Origin of the sequence: uncultured Treponema sp. (genome assembly GCF_946187725.1) — a bacterium.
Lineage (GTDB): Bacteria > Spirochaetota > Spirochaetia > Treponematales > Treponemataceae > Treponema_D.
On the sequence record NZ_CAMHSK010000015.1, the window covers coordinates 50,431 to 64,473 of the forward strand.

A 14,043-nucleotide genomic window follows, 5' to 3' on the forward strand; every position below is an offset into this window, starting at 1 on the left:
TATTTTATCTTAATTTTGAAAATAATTCCATATATCTTTTAGCAAGTGTTTCTGGCTCATAATTTTCCGTGAGAATTTTTGCGATTTCCGTAAGTTTTTCTTCGGAATCGGGATTTCCTAGTTTTTTGAGAATCAGTTCTGCAAGTTCATTTTCGTCTTTTGGATTTTCTACATAATTACACAATCCCAATGTTGCTTCGAAAAGTGAAGTTTCTTTTGTGGAAATTACTGGAATCTTGCAGATGGCGGCTTCGACAGGCGTGCGACCGAAGCCTTCGAACAGCGACGGAGTTACAAAAAGTGTGGCGTTTGTCAAAAGCCAGTTGCGTTCCTCGTCTGTAACACGGAACAATAGTAAGACCCGTTCGAAAAGTGAGTTTTCTTCAATAAAGTTCTTCATTTCTGCGAAAAGATTTTCATCCTTATAACCGCCGCAGAAAACCAAAGTTGCGTTAGTCTTTTCTTTTATCAGGTTGAATGCCTTTAAGAGCGTGAGAGGGTTCTTTTTTTCGATGTAGGCGTTGAGGTCGAGGATATATTTTTTTCCTGAAAGTTCCTTTCTTTCCTGTTTTTTTGATACATCGAATATAATTGAATTCGGAATCTTTGTTATGGAATTTGCACGAGCTTCGTCAAGTCCAAAAGTGCCTATGATATCATTCTTCGTGTAATTTGAGACAGTTGTGAGCGTACAGTTCTGATTTTTTATGAAATTCCAGCCTGACATTCCATTGCGGTGAACAGGGTAAATATCGTGGATTGTGCAGAGAGCGGGAAGTGCAGTTTGGACAAAAGTATAGTCAACGCAGTAGGGGAACCAGATTGAATCGAATCCGCCTTTTTTGACTGCCCGCTTGAAAATGCCTAATTTTTTGAGATATTTTGTTCCCTTGAAACGACCGTCAGAGATTTTGTTTGCAAGTGTGAGTGGGAAAAATTTAAGAATTTTTAATTTGTATTGCGGAAAACGTTCTTGAAAGAAAGATGCGTGATTGTAATTTACAAAAAGTGTGAAATTATCGGAAAGGCCCATTTTTACAAAAGCATCTAATATATCCGCTGTAAAAATAGAGGTAGAGAGAGAAAGTTTTTTTGAACGAGCTTCCGCATGTCCAAAAAAAGTACAGTCTATAGCAATGTTCATTTTTTCCCCTTTAATTTTTTTGCCATTCCGCGTAATCCTCCAACAACTGCTTCCATAAAATTGAAAAGTGCGGGGCAATGAGCCTTAATATCTGCAAGCGTGAATGTGAGTGGGGACTGCATTATGCTTACGATGCGCGAATCATTTATTAAATGAACAGAATTGAACTGGAATTTCGGCTCATCAATCATTTTTTTTATGTCTTCTGGAATGTCGCCGGCTTCTTTTATGCGCTCCTGTAATGCCTTATCCGCAAGCTTGTAATATGGAATGTAATTCTTTCCAGAGAATTCGCTTGAATAATAATGGATGATTTTTGCATTTTTTAAGAAAGCGAGTCCGCCGTGACTTGGCTGACAGTTCCACTTTCCGTCAAGGAATTTCATTTTAAGGCCAGTGCGGTAATTTGCTTCGTTGAGTGCGCTCTGGTCGTGCTTGTCGTGCTTTGTATAAGCCGAGTATTTCCAGATTTCATTCCATTGTTTGAAAAGCTCGTTTGTCTGTTTTTTTTGCTCCTCGTTCTCGGCTTTTGCGAGAATCAGGCCGCCGTTAATGTTTGCACCGAGTTTTTTCGTGCCGGAAAAACCAAGCTTTTTGTCACGGGCAAGGAAGTATTTTTTGTGAATATGTTCGTCGAGCATACAGTGTCCGTCCAAAACGCCGCCTGTAATGTAATCTTCCTTTTCGATATCGCTCAAATCGTCACAAATAATTGTGTCACAGTCAATGTAAAGAAAACTTCCGCTGACATATTCTGGAATCGCAGTCTTGATGAGGCGGCTTCGGTCAACGTTCGGCACGTCATCCGCAAAGTCAATGCTGATAATCTGGCTTGCATATTTTTTGAGAGCGGTTCGTTTGTTTTCTTCGGTAAAAGTTGCGTTCGTCTTGTTGTCAACGAGAATTATAATTTGAGCCGAAGGATTGCGCTTTCGGAGAGAATAAGCGGACATCAAAGCCTGCTCGTAATACAAATCTTTTGGAGTTGATGTCAGAACATATACATATTTCATAAAAATTAATCCCTGCTGAACAAATCGCGTGTGAAAATCTTTTCTTTTACGTCGGCCAGTTCTTCTGAATATCTGTTTGCAATAATTACGTCACATTCTTTTTTGAATTCTTCGAGATTCTTTGTGACCTTTGAGTTGAAAAATTCATCACCTTTGTATGTTGGCTCATAGACAATGACCGGGATGCCTTTTGCCTTGATTCGCTTCATTACACCCTGAATAGAAGACTGACGGAAGTTGTCACTGTTCGCTTTCATTGTGAGACGGTAAACGCCAACTGCTTTGGGATGCTTGTGGATGATAGTGTCGGCGATGAAGTCCTTTCGCGTTGTGTTGGACTCTACGATTGCCTGAATCAAATTCTGAGGAACATCCCTGTAGTTCGCCAGAAGCTGCTTTGTGTCCTTTGGAAGGCAGTAGCCGCCGTAACCGAAACTTGGATTGTTATAGAAGTCGCCGATTCGAGGGTCAAGACAGATTCCCTGAATGATTGATTTTGTGTTCAATCCTCGGACTTCGGCATAAGTATCAAGTTCGTTGAAGAAAGCAACGCGCAGGGCAAGATAGGTGTTAGCGAAAAGCTTGATTGCTTCGGCTTCGGTGCAGTTGGGGTGCAGAACTTCGATATTTTCTTTGATTGCGCCTTCTTTTAAAAGAGATGCAAATCTTTCTGCCTGAGTTTTAAGCTCCGGGGAATCTTTTGGATAACTTACGACGATTCGGCTAGGGTAGAGGTTATCGTAAAGGGCGTGACCTTCGCGCAAGAATTCTGGTGAGAAAAGCATATTCTTGTAGCCAGACTCAGCACGAAGCTTTTCTGTGTAGCCGACCGGAACTGTTGATTTTACGATGATCGTTGCATTTGAGCCGGATTTTTTTACCAGCTCAACGACAGCCTCAACGCTTGAAGTGTCAAAGTAATTCTTTTCCGGGTCGTAGTTTGTAGGAGTTGAAATGATGATGAAATCAGCGTCCTTATATGCAAGATTTGCATCTGTTGTGGCCGTTAGGTTGAGTTTTTTTGTAGCCAGATATTCTTCAATTTCTTTGTCGATAATCGGGGATTTTTTGCTGTTAATCAAATCAACCTTTTCCTGCACAATGTCAACTGCGTAAACTTCATTGTGCTGTGCCAGAAGAATGGCATTTGAGAGACCTACATATCCTGTTCCTGCGACTGCGATTTTCATATTGACCTCGAATGTTTACATTAATGCAATATTATAGAAGATTTATAATTTTACTCAGAATCAATAGAATCGGCAAGACATAAAACAATTTGTGTGGTATTGTAAAGAATATGAAAAACATTGAGCTGGAAAATAAGACTGTACTCGTCACAGGTGCCGCGGGCTTTATCGGAAGTTTTCTTTCAAAAAGAATTATCGAATCTACAAAATCATGCCGTGTTATTGGTGTTGACTGCATTACTGACTATTACGATGTATCTCTCAAAGAAGAGCGTTTGAATATGCTTGCCAAATTTGACGGCAGATTTACCTTTATCAAAGCGGATATTGCCGACAAAAAAGCGATGGAAAAAATTTTTACCGAGAATAAGATTTCTGTCGTAGTGAACCTTGCGGCTCAGGCTGGCGTGCGTTATTCAATCGACAATCCTGATGCATACATTCACTCAAACATGCTTGGATTCTATACGATTCTTGAGCTTTGTCGTCATTATCCTGTGGAGCATTTGGTTTATGCTTCATCTTCAAGCGTTTACGGCACGAACAAAAAAGTTCCGTATTCTACCGAGGATAAAGTTGATAATCCTGTATCTCTTTATGCTGCAACAAAAAAATCAAATGAGCTTTTTGCCCATGCATATGCAAAACTTTACAAAATTCCATGCACAGGTTTGCGCTTCTTTACAGTTTATGGCCCCATGGGGCGGCCGGACATGGCATATTTTAAATTCACGAACAAACTTGTCAAAGGCGAGAGCATCCAGATTTACAACATGGGCGACATGTACCGCGATTTCACTTATATTGATGACATCGTGACAGGAATCGTGAATGTAATGCAGAAGACTCCTTGCGAGACAGAGGACGGAGCACCATACAAAGTCTACAACATCGGAAACAATAACCCAGAGAGTCTCATGTATTTCGTGGAGACTTTGGAAAAATGCCTGCTCAAAGAAGGAATCATCACTGAGCCAGCCAAAAAAGAGCTTTTGCCAATGCAACCCGGTGATGTTTATCAGACTTATGCCGATGTCACCGACTTGCAGAAAGATTTCGGCTTTAAGCCTGCCACACCGCTAGCCGAAGGTCTGGCGAAATTTGCGGCATGGTATAAGGGGTATTACAGAAAATAAGCCTATTTTCCTGCAATCAAATATTCGGAAAATTGTTCGTTTAAATATTTGAATTTTCACTTTGTTTCTCACCGCATTCATGCGGTGTTTTTTATACCCTAACTAAACTACTAGATTTTTCCTCGAAATTTTCCGCTATCCTTTAGTCATAAGCGCTTATAAATCTTAACTAAAGGAGATTCTCATGAATCAAAACAAAAATGACTCGCACGAATACTTGTGCAATTATGCAAACACACTCCGAAGGAAAGGTCTCGCAGATGACGAGATTTTCCACAGCCTGCTCGCCGAGTTCAACGGCACTCCTTACATATGGGGCGGATCTTCAATCGACGGAAGCGACTGCTCAGGCACGGTCTGCGCGAGCCTCAACGCGATTTTCGGGAAACAAATCCGTGTGACGGCAGACAGCCTTTTCAGGAACTTCTTCAGCGAGAAGGCCGATTGCTACGACGGAATACAGGCGGCATTCTTTCTCAACGAGAGCGGAAAGACCGTGCATGTCGCGGGATATATGGGCGAAGGCCTGTTCCTCAACGAGTCGCGCATTGAAAAAAACGGCGGAACACCACGGACACTCAGCGAACTTAAGGCAATGTACTCGCCGTTTCTCATGGTACGGCGGAAACTGGGGGAAAATGCATGGGCATAAATCTCTGCGAAGTGAGCTTTTCGGAGCTTTGGTCGCTGGTGCTCAAACGCCTCGTCTACCTCGTGGCGAAGTTCATCAGCTTCAAGGGGGCGGCTTTCATAGTCTGCTGTGCGTTCCTGTACATCGGGGTGATTTCGGGCGCGGTCTGGTGCTCGCTGATTCTCGGAATCATCACGAACAGGACAGGCAAGCAGATTATGAACCATCTTGGAAAAGGAGAACATGAAGATGAAAAGGAAACTGACTGTGACAGCCCTGCTTCTGGGACTTGTCTTGGGCGAGCTTACAGCCCTTCCGCTCAGAGAAAAGTTTCTGCGAAAGCAGACGGAGCGGCAAGAAACGCAAAGGCGCGAATCAGAAACATCCTCTCAAACGGAGAATTCTGAAAAATAATACGATTAAGGAGAAAAATTTATGAATATCAACACACTTTCAAAGACAACTGCGGATTACGAATCATCAAAACTCGCGGTGGCACTTTATCCGACATCAATGCGAAAGGAAAAAGACGGAAAGACAACCTACCACGCACGCCCGATTTTCCGAAACAAGCTCACCATGGAGAATATCGCGAACGACATCATCGCCACAGGCGCGCTTGAAGGTTACACGCCGGAGCAGATTATTTCAATCTGGCGGGTCGCGAACAATGCCATGATTGACCGAATCCTCAACGGCTCTATCGTTGACGGCGGAATCGGAACATTCTACGCGAGAGTCACAGGCAGCTTCGACAGCGAGCAGTCATCGTTCGACTCAAAGAAGAACGCGATTGACATTGCGTTCAGGAGCGGAAAGACCGTGAAGGAGCTTTCTTCTCAGATTCAGCCAGTAATCGCACAGGGCAACAGCGTGAAGCCAGAGATTATCTCCGTCACGGACATTGAGAGTGGAAAATCCGAAACGCTCACACCGGGCGGCTTCCTAGACATCACGGGAAAGAGCATCCTTGTCACCGGCGATAACGCTGACGTGGGCTTGTACTTCGAGAATACCGAAGACGCGTCTCAGAGCGTGAAGATCGCTGCAACAAAAATCGGCGTGAACACCTCGGCAAGAATCGCCTGCGTAGTGCCACAGCTCGCGAGCGGAAGCTACAAGATTAAGATTGTGACGCAATTCGCAAAGAGCACCGTTCCATGCAAGGAATCGAAGTCGCAGACATTCGGCAATACTTTTACAGTAGCATAGCACTGCTTACATAAAAGTACAGTAATACTTATACAAAAGCATTACTGTACTTACATACGAGTACGGCAATACTTACGCATAAGCATTACTGTACTTACACACAAGTACGGCAATACTTTTCCAAAAGCATTGCCGTATTTTTTTGTCTACCTGAACTTTGCCCGAAGCTCGAACACGGAGCGGACATTGAACTTCGTGAGCACGCCATGCCAGTGCGAGGCGGCGGTATTCAACGAGTTAAAGCCGAAGTCAATTTGTAGCTCCTTCTGAGTCTTGCCCGCCATCATGTACAAAAAAGCGTATTTCTGATTTTTGGACAGCTTGTAATAAGTATCAACACGGTCGCAGTAAAACTCATCGGAACTGGCGAAAGTTCCCTGCGAGCGGAAGGGCTTTCCTTCAAGAACCGCGTTTCTGCAGAATGAAAATTCTTCCTCGCTCCGAAGGTCGAACATGATGATTTCGGTCTTGTGATTCAGCATTATCTCAAGATTCTCATACGGCACACCTTCCCAAGCCAAGCAGAAAACAACAGGCCTCTTTTCCGAGCCGTAAGCCTCTTCAAAAAAATTGAAGAAAAGCTCCAGGTCAAAGAACGACATCGCGCAGTTCACGCAAAAAACATCACATTCCGGCTCTTTTTCCCTGATTTCGTCAAGGCTTAAAATCATCTCGTACTTGATATTGCCGAGAACATAGCGGATTGCGGGCAGCATGAAAAAATACTCGTTCATGCCGAATCCGTACACACAAACTTTTTTGAATCCCATAAGGTATTCCTCCTAATGGGATTATCGGGTGGTATTAGAACTGCTAAGAAAATTTGATAATCTTAAAAACTGATGTAACATAAATCTGTGACATAAATCTTGTTATTGCGAATGAGAAATTATCTTATTTCTGTGTTTGATACAATACTTCCTTGATTCTTGTCTTAAAATATGGAATCCTGTCGTAAGCACCAATCAGACTTTTGTCGATTATTTTGTTCACGCTTTCGCTTTCAGCATCATCGAAAACAAAATCTCCGAAGTGTTCACTCATATCTAGTTCTTGCTCCATGAACACTTTCGCTATCGGTGAAGATTCGTCGCAGTGCACGCCTGAATTGTCCCAGCCTGTGTTCTTCACGAGCGTCTTTTTCGGCATTATGGAATATCGGTCAAGCAAGATTTGCCCACAGGAATTAGTGTAGTCATACGGACGCACATTCGGATCTGTCATGAAAGCCCATGCACGGGTGTAATTTTTTTTGCTTGCTTTTCGCAGTTTTTTTGCAAGACTCGGTGTTTTGTAGACTTTTTTAAAGAAGTCATTAGTTAGTGTGTCACGCGCTTCAAAATAGCGGTCTCGCCAAGTGCCAAATCCCCAGTCGCTAAAATACCGCTGCATTTTTATGACAGTTGTATTGCTTTTTGGCATTGGAACCGGATATGAAAATCCTGAGATTGACTCGCAGTTCTTATCGTTTTCAAAATAATCAAGCCCGCTGTTCACATATTCAAGAAATGCGGGCGCAAAGATGTTGTCGTCTTCGGTAAAAATAAAACGCTCGTAGTTTTCGCATACAGTGGCAAGAAGCGACTTTATGTTTTCAATTGCGCCCATGTTTTCGTTTCTGCGGAGAACATTGACAGCTTTAAAGCCTGTAAGCGTTTTCAGGTACTCGCTTATCTGGTTGTAGCCAGCTTCGTATTTAACGGCCGGAGGATAGTCTAGCGCAACAAAAAGCCTGGAATCTTCATCAAACATTGTTATGCCATCGAGACTTTTCAGAGCATTTCTGTAGACTTCTGCAACATGCTTTCGTTTTGCAATTGCGTCGTCAATATTATGCAAGTTCAAAAGACCGTATGCAGAGCGGATTTCATCCATTTTTCCGTTTATGCCGGTTTCTGTTATGTAAATCTCACTCGTATAGCCGAAATTTTTTAGAGAGTCTATATACGCTTTTGTTTTTTCGTCTTTACAGACAAGCGCACCACCTTCTACCGTATTGTATGTTTTTGTTGCATGGAAAGAGAGCGTAGAAATATCGCCTTCTGTTAGAATAGTTTTTCCGTCTTTTTTAACTCCGAATGCGTGCGCGGCATCGTAAATCACTTTGAGACCGTGCTTGTCCGCAATCGCTTGTATTGCCTTTGTGTCGCACGGATTTCCGTATACATGAACCGGAAGGATAGCCTTTGTCCGAGGCGTAATCGCATCTTCAATTTTGTTCGGATCAAGATTTCCTGTTTTTTCATCAATGTCTGTAAACACTGGCTCCACGTCGTTCCAGATTGCGGCGTTGCTCGTGGCGACGAAACTGTACGGTGTCGTGATTACTTCGCAGTCTTTTATGCCTAAAGCCTGAAAAGCCGTAATAAGCGGAATTGTTCCGTTTGTAAACAGGCTGATGTACGGAACCCCTAAATATTCTGAAAGCGCTTTTTCAAGCAATTGGTGGTAATGTCCGTTGTTCGTAATCCACTTGCGTTTCCAGATGTCCTCAAGAAGAGGGACAAAATCCTTGAGCGGAGGAAGAAGTGGTGAAGTGACGGTGATTGGGTTTTCTTGTATATCAACCTGAATCTTGACCAAATCAATTCGTCAGGACAGGGGATGTTCTTGGGAAGCAAAAAATCTGAATTTAGCGGGAAGTTGCCATATTCTGCCAAAAGTGGTAACCCGTTGCTAAACTCATTTTTCCAGTGTTGTCGAGAATATTTTGTGTATTCTGAAAACTTTTGCAATAAGTCAAGACGCATGTTGTCCTTCCAGTCTGCAAAGACTTGCCCTACCGGCGTTTGATTCACGCAGAAATACTTGAAGCTTATTGTAATTAAATCCGTAGCGTCTTCAAAAGTAGATTCTTCAAGCGAGTCAAGAGATTTCAAGATGGAGTTCTTAGTCTTGTTGGTTTTATTGGGTTTGCTCAATTTCTGGATAGCCTCCAATCAAGTGCTTTTTAAACTCTTTTGTTATTGAGCGGTCGTTTCTCAGTTTTTTTAGTTCATCAAGCCTGTAACAGATTGACTCATTTTTAATCTTCTTGAATATATAAGTCCTGTATTTCCCGCTGACGTCCATTACGTCAGGCGTATGCAACGTGCAGATGAGCTGAGCATGTTTGGGATTGTTTTTTTCTGTTATGTAGAAATTCAACAAGTGGGGCAGAATCTCAGGATCAAGATACTCATCCATCTCATCAAGGACCAAAAGACTTCCATTGTGCAATGTTATGAAGAAATTTAGAAGAATCCTGAATAAAGTCTGCGTTCCTTTTGATTCTTTTTCGAACAGAAGCGGGATTTTTTGTCCCTCGTCATTTTCGTGGATAAACATTGGGTAATAGAATAAATTTCCGGCTTCGTCGGTTTTGTCTTTTATTTCTATGTTGTCGACTCCAGTATCGTATTGTTTTATTATTTTTTTTACTGAATCAAAAATATCGGGTAATTCATGATATCTCTTTGCCACTGTATGGTAGTCGTAATAATCAAAGCTGTTGTGCCCTCTGTAGCCGACATTGAAGACAATAATGCTCAAATATTGATAAATAGCTACTATTTCTGGTATCTCATATTGATTCAAGGTGCTTAAAAACGAGACATTGCTTCTGAATGAGATTTCTTTATTGCCCGAATAAAGCGTATTTTTCGTTACAATATCAGAATCTCTCTGGAATATAAGACTGCTGTTTAACGAAAGCTTTTCTGAAATAATTTTTTCGTTTGTCAACGTGGCTTCATAAAGATACTCATTATTGTCAATCAAAAACTGAAGATAAATTTCTGCAGGCTCATCGCTCAAAAAGTATGAGTCATAGTGAATCGGAGTTTTGGGTTTGTACGAAAAACTGTTGGTCAAAAAATCAACTATAAAAGCAAGAACTTTTATTCCGTTAGTCTTTCCCGAAGCGTTCGCCCCCTTGAAACACATGGCTGTGGCAGCTGGAAGATTCATAGAGATGTCGGAAGGTACCAGCTTGTTTAGGGATAAATCAACTTGCATCCAGTTCTTGAAAGACCAAATATTTTTTGCACCAAAACCTAATAACATGATTGTCATTATACCAATATAATTAACAGTTTGTCAATTTTTGACAAACTGTCGAAAAAAATTGCATTAGATGGCTATACTACTCCTGTGACACGATGTCTATTTTCTCTATCCTCTGTGTCATCTATCATACTGTAGTGATGAGCGTTTTGATTTTCTGTGGTGTCCATGATGTTAAACTTTCTCCTCTTCCACAATTGAACAAAGTTTTTCAGAGCATTTGCCATCGATGTAGAGCGAAAATTTCCTTATAGATTCTTCGCTTGCCGGGCGGTATTTTTTGTTCCGCAGCATCAAGAAAATTTCGTTCCAGTCTTTTGCTTTTTCTCCGTCAACCTCGGAGTAGTCAAAATAAAGTTTTCGCGCAGTGCTGGTGTAGTTTTCCAAATCGAACGGAGCCAGAATGACAGGCTTTTTTGTCGTAATGAAATCGAAATAGACGGAAGAGTAATCTGTCATCAGAATGTCGATTTGACCGAGTATCGAATACAAATCATCGAAATCTTCATCGCTTATGGTTATGAACCTGTCGGATTTTTCTTTGGATTCCAGAACTTTCAAATCATAAAAGTGTGGCTTGAACAGGAAAACAAGGTTGTTTTCGGAAAGCACTTTGTGGAATTCTTCATGGTTGAATGAATAGTCTTTTGAAAATGGATTGAAAATCTCTCCTGTCCAAGATGAAGTCCTGAATGTCGGCATGTACAAATAGAAGATTTCTGACAGTTTTATTTTTGGTCTGCCGAATTTCACGCCCCTGATGTGGGCCGCGGCGATGCCTTCTTTCTGCCGTTCGCGGATGAAAGTGCGCTCAGTCTCGGCGACGTAACTCAAAAGCGAAAGAACCAGGTCGCTTATCAAGGTGCCGAGGAGGTCTTTTGAGCGGCGGGTGTCTAAAAGCGGCATGTCCAGGACCACGATGTCCGCTTTTTTCTCCTGCGTGATGATTTTCCACTGCTGTATGATTTCCGAATAGTTCCGTCCGAGCCTGTCAATCGAGGTGACGAAAAGCACGGATTTTGAATCGAGGCGCTCCAGAAGTTTTTTGTAGTTTTTCCTGTTGAAATCCTTTCCAGACTGCTTGTCAAGAAAAAGTTTTTCGTCTTCGATTCCGGCTTCCTTCAGTTTTATTCGTTGTCTGTCCTCATTTTGCTCTTTTGTGGAAACCCTCATATAGCCGTAAAATGTTTTCATCTGCTACTCCTGTGGAAAAAATGTAATTTCTGTGCTACTATTGAGATATGGGAATATATCTGAATCCAAGAAACGACAATTTCAAAGAATTTTTGAACAGTGAAATCTTTGTTGACAAAACGATGATTCTTTCTGTGCTGAACGGAATAATGAAAACTTCTCAAAAATACATCTGCATTTCCCGACCTCGCCGCTTTGGAAAGACCTACGCCGCGAACATCATTTCTTCGTATTACTCAAAGGGCTGCGATTCCCGGGAACTTTTCGAGCGGTGCAAAATATCGAAAGACGCCAGTTTTGAGTCAAATCTGAATAAGTTCAATGTGATAAAGCTCGACATCAACAGCGAATACAGAAATACCGCGAATAAAAACAATTTGATTTCAGAAATGACAGCAGATATTCGCGATGAATTTATAGAACAATTTCCAAGCATTGCTTTTACGCAAAGGGATTCTCTTGCAAAATGCATCCTCAAAGTTTTTGACAAAACTGGTGAAAAGTTCGTGATTCTCATGGACGAATACGATGTTCTGGTGCGCGAGAATGTGGAGCAGGACTTGTTCAATCAGTATCTTGATTTTTTGAACGGGCTTTTCAAGAGCGACACCTTGCGCCCTGCCATCGCGCTGGCGTATCTTACGGGGATTTTGCCCATTGTCCGCGACAAGGTTCAGTCAAAGCTCAACAATTTTGATGAATACACCATCTTGAATGCGGGAAAGCTTTCTGAATTCACGGGTTTCACAACTGAAGAAGTCCGAGAGTTGTGCCTGAAATACAATATCGATTTTGAAGAATGCCGCCGCTGGTACGACGGCTACAGTCTCGTCTGGTTCGAGGACGGCAAAAAGAAGGAATGTGAAATCTACAATCCGGAATCCGTCGTAAAAACGATGCTGAACCATAAGTTTTTCAATTACTGGAGCAAAACTTCTTCCTACGAGGTCATTTCAGACCGCTTGAATCAGAATTTCGCCAGTACAAAAGACGATGTAATCAAGATGATTGCAGGCGAAGACATAGATGTAAATGTAACAACATACAAAAATACGATTAATGCTTTCACTACAAAGAATGATATTTTTACATATCTAATGCATTTAGGATATCTTTCCTATGATGACTCAAAAGAAACCTGCAGAATACCCAACAAAGAGGTATTAAAAGAATGGACAAATGCTGTTTCCGTTACTTCCGATTATTCTGTAACGGACTCAATCATCAATTCATCGAAGGAATTGCTGGATGAAACAATAAACGGCAATGAAAGCACCGTCGCGAAAGCTCTGGACGAAAGCCACATCCATGTGACGAGCAACCGAAGCTACAACAACGAGGACGCTTTGCAGTCTGCCATTTACCTTTCCTACATCTACGCCCTCAACAAATACACAGTCGTCAGGGAAATGACGGCCGGTAAAGGTTTTGCTGATGTCGTATTCATTCCGTTTGTGGAGAATATGCCAGCGATGATAATCGAATTGAAACGAAACGACTGCGCGGAATCTGCAATCAAGCAGATAAAAGAGAAGCGTTATTTCGATTCTCTCTCGTCATACCGCGGCAACCTGCTTTTCGTGGGCATAAACTACGATGAAAAGACGAAAAAACACGAGTGCAGAATCGAAAAACTGGAAGTTTGATTTTTATCAGTGAGGAATAAAAAAATGCTGAATGTCATTGTTGGCGATGTAAAAGAAGCAATTTATAATACATCCATATATTTTAACAACTCATATCTGGACAGCTGGATTACAGATCCTTTTGGTAAAAAAATCATCAAGCAGATTGATAAGGCAGAAGTTTTAAGCGCCCAGGCTGTTGATAGTCATGCTCTTGGCGTTATCCCTGTTACAAAAATTTCTGGCGGGGCAAAGACCCTTTTATTAGTGCTCAACGAACCGAAAAAGATTTTTAATGTATCAACATGTGGCAATAACTGTGCGCCTCTTCTTTTGGAAATTGCTGATACTCTTAAAACTGATGTAACCGTAAACTTACGCCATATTATGGATTTCGGGAACAGAAGCTTTAAAATAAAAATACTGAATGTAAACAAAACAGCGCACAATATGAAAGAATTTGTAGAGCTGATGATTCCGCTTTTACATCAAGAGGCTTAAAATGACAGGTTCTTATGAAGTGATTGTTCAAAACCGAAGACTGCAATACAAATTCACAATCTCAAGAAATATCACGATTCTTCGCGGTGACAGTGCAACTGGAAAAACAACTCTTATAGAAATGATTCGCGTTGCATTTCATAAACAGTTAATGTAGCTTTATTACTAACTGCCCTTTGTAAAGCATCAACTCCGCCCCTATCTACTTTCAATAGAAGTGCAAAAAACTGTATATTCTCTGATGAGTTCGTTGCAATAATTGATTTTATAAGAATGATAGCCTGCTTTATCAAGTTGTTGTCTAAACAAAAAACAATATTCATTATTTTACCCCTCGTTTATTTTCCAATAAC

At 41.5% G+C, this 14,043-nt stretch carries 14 protein-coding genes; 7 read left to right on the forward strand and 7 right to left on the reverse strand.

Translation table 11 applies throughout. From position 1 onward, the window contains the following. Positions 1–4 precede the first annotated feature (4 nt). Genes Q0Q74_RS07595 through Q0Q74_RS07605 form a run of 3 tightly spaced genes read right to left on the reverse strand, consistent with a single transcriptional unit; the run spans position 5 to position 3,347 of the window. A complete protein-coding gene (locus Q0Q74_RS07595; RefSeq protein WP_294429748.1) occupies positions 5–1,144 on the reverse strand; it encodes a glycosyltransferase in 1,140 nt (379 codons plus the stop codon). Continuing rightward, the gene (locus tag Q0Q74_RS07600; RefSeq protein WP_294429749.1) at positions 1,141–2,157 is read right to left on the reverse strand and encodes a glycosyltransferase; all 1,017 of its coding nucleotides are present in this window, start codon (positions 2,155–2,157) and stop codon (positions 1,141–1,143) included. The genes Q0Q74_RS07595 and Q0Q74_RS07600 overlap by 4 nt, the downstream gene beginning before the upstream one ends. 5 nt (positions 2,158–2,162) lie before the next feature. Further along, positions 2,163–3,347 (reverse strand): nucleotide sugar dehydrogenase, encoded by a 1,185-nt coding sequence (locus Q0Q74_RS07605; protein ID WP_294429750.1) that lies wholly within the window; start codon positions 3,345–3,347, stop codon positions 2,163–2,165. A 110-nt stretch (positions 3,348–3,457) separates the two neighbouring features. On the opposite strand from Q0Q74_RS07605, the gene Q0Q74_RS07610 reads away from it, so the two are divergent. The 4 genes from Q0Q74_RS07610 to Q0Q74_RS07625 all read left to right on the forward strand — a co-directional run bounded on the left by Q0Q74_RS07610 (position 3,458) and on the right by Q0Q74_RS07625 (position 6,326). Further along, a complete protein-coding gene (locus Q0Q74_RS07610; RefSeq protein ID WP_294429751.1) occupies positions 3,458–4,483 on the forward strand; it encodes an NAD-dependent epimerase/dehydratase family protein in 1,026 nt (341 codons plus the stop codon). Positions 4,484–4,667: 184 nt separating this feature from the next. Then, on the forward strand, positions 4,668–5,135 hold the full coding sequence (locus tag Q0Q74_RS07615; RefSeq protein WP_294429752.1) for an NlpC/P60 family protein: 468 nt from the start codon (positions 4,668–4,670) through the stop codon (positions 5,133–5,135). Beyond that, a complete protein-coding gene (locus Q0Q74_RS07620; RefSeq protein WP_294429753.1) occupies positions 5,126–5,521 on the forward strand; it encodes a hypothetical protein in 396 nt (131 codons plus the stop codon). The genes Q0Q74_RS07615 and Q0Q74_RS07620 overlap by 10 nt, the downstream gene beginning before the upstream one ends. A gap of 28 nt (positions 5,522–5,549) precedes the next feature. After that, on the forward strand, positions 5,550–6,326 hold the full coding sequence (locus Q0Q74_RS07625) for a DUF4469 domain-containing protein (RefSeq protein WP_294429754.1): 777 nt from the start codon (positions 5,550–5,552) through the stop codon (positions 6,324–6,326). A gap of 146 nt (positions 6,327–6,472) precedes the next feature. On the opposite strand, the gene Q0Q74_RS07630 is transcribed toward Q0Q74_RS07625, so the two are convergent. The 4 genes from Q0Q74_RS07630 to Q0Q74_RS07645 form a co-directional block, all read right to left on the reverse strand. Then, on the reverse strand, positions 6,473–7,096 hold the full coding sequence (locus Q0Q74_RS07630) for a hypothetical protein (RefSeq protein ID WP_294429755.1): 624 nt from the start codon (positions 7,094–7,096) through the stop codon (positions 6,473–6,475). Between the two features lie 124 nt (positions 7,097–7,220). After that, positions 7,221–8,909, reverse strand: a complete 1,689-nt coding sequence (locus Q0Q74_RS07635; protein ID WP_294429756.1) for a DegT/DnrJ/EryC1/StrS aminotransferase family protein — start codon at positions 8,907–8,909, stop codon at positions 7,221–7,223. Between the two features lie 321 nt (positions 8,910–9,230). Then, positions 9,231–10,379 (reverse strand): ATP/GTP-binding protein, encoded by a 1,149-nt coding sequence (locus tag Q0Q74_RS07640; protein ID WP_294429757.1) that lies wholly within the window; start codon positions 10,377–10,379, stop codon positions 9,231–9,233. A gap of 165 nt (positions 10,380–10,544) precedes the next feature. Further along, positions 10,545–11,564 carry a CDP-glycerol glycerophosphotransferase family protein gene (locus tag Q0Q74_RS07645; protein ID WP_294429758.1) on the reverse strand — a complete coding sequence of 340 codons (1,020 nt, stop codon included), beginning with the start codon at positions 11,562–11,564 and terminating at the stop codon, positions 10,545–10,547. Between the two features lie 47 nt (positions 11,565–11,611). Here Q0Q74_RS07645 and Q0Q74_RS07650 point away from each other — a divergent pair, with 47 nt between their 5' ends. The 3 genes from Q0Q74_RS07650 to Q0Q74_RS07660 are packed head-to-tail and all read left to right on the forward strand — an operon-like array spanning position 11,612 to position 13,847. After that, positions 11,612–13,210 carry an AAA family ATPase gene (locus tag Q0Q74_RS07650; RefSeq protein ID WP_294429760.1) on the forward strand — a complete coding sequence of 533 codons (1,599 nt, stop codon included), beginning with the start codon at positions 11,612–11,614 and terminating at the stop codon, positions 13,208–13,210. A gap of 9 nt (positions 13,211–13,219) precedes the next feature. Next, on the forward strand, positions 13,220–13,690 hold the full coding sequence (locus Q0Q74_RS07655; protein WP_294429761.1) for a DUF4869 domain-containing protein: 471 nt from the start codon (positions 13,220–13,222) through the stop codon (positions 13,688–13,690). A 1-nt stretch (position 13,691) separates the two neighbouring features. Then, a complete protein-coding gene (locus tag Q0Q74_RS07660; RefSeq protein WP_294429762.1) occupies positions 13,692–13,847 on the forward strand; it encodes a hypothetical protein in 156 nt (51 codons plus the stop codon). The last annotated feature ends 196 nt before the right edge of the window (positions 13,848–14,043 follow it).

Excerpts from the sequence above, each read along its gene's own strand:
- Q0Q74_RS07630 (WP_294429755.1), bottom strand. The coding sequence starts at position 7,096 with ATGGGATTCAAAAAAGTTTGTGTGTACGGATTCGGCATGAACGAGTAT.
- Q0Q74_RS07645 (WP_294429758.1), bottom strand. The coding sequence starts at position 11,564 with ATGAAAACATTTTACGGCTATATGAGGGTTTCCACAAAAGAGCAAAAT.
- Q0Q74_RS07650 (WP_294429760.1), top strand. The coding sequence starts at position 11,612 with ATGGGAATATATCTGAATCCAAGAAACGACAATTTCAAAGAATTTTTG.
- Q0Q74_RS07605 (WP_294429750.1), bottom strand. The coding sequence starts at position 3,347 with ATGAAAATCGCAGTCGCAGGAACAGGATATGTAGGTCTCTCAAATGCC.
- Q0Q74_RS07610 (WP_294429751.1), top strand. The coding sequence starts at position 3,458 with ATGAAAAACATTGAGCTGGAAAATAAGACTGTACTCGTCACAGGTGCC.
- Q0Q74_RS07600 (WP_294429749.1), bottom strand. The coding sequence starts at position 2,157 with ATGAAATATGTATATGTTCTGACATCAACTCCAAAAGATTTGTATTAC.
- Q0Q74_RS07615 (WP_294429752.1), top strand. The coding sequence starts at position 4,668 with ATGAATCAAAACAAAAATGACTCGCACGAATACTTGTGCAATTATGCA.
- Q0Q74_RS07595 (WP_294429748.1), bottom strand. The coding sequence starts at position 1,144 with ATGAACATTGCTATAGACTGTACTTTTTTTGGACATGCGGAAGCTCGT.
- Q0Q74_RS07625 (WP_294429754.1), top strand. The coding sequence starts at position 5,550 with ATGAATATCAACACACTTTCAAAGACAACTGCGGATTACGAATCATCA.
- Q0Q74_RS07640 (WP_294429757.1), bottom strand. The coding sequence starts at position 10,379 with ATGACAATCATGTTATTAGGTTTTGGTGCAAAAAATATTTGGTCTTTC.
- Q0Q74_RS07620 (WP_294429753.1), top strand. The coding sequence starts at position 5,126 with ATGGGCATAAATCTCTGCGAAGTGAGCTTTTCGGAGCTTTGGTCGCTG.
- Q0Q74_RS07660 (WP_294429762.1), top strand. The coding sequence starts at position 13,692 with ATGACAGGTTCTTATGAAGTGATTGTTCAAAACCGAAGACTGCAATAC.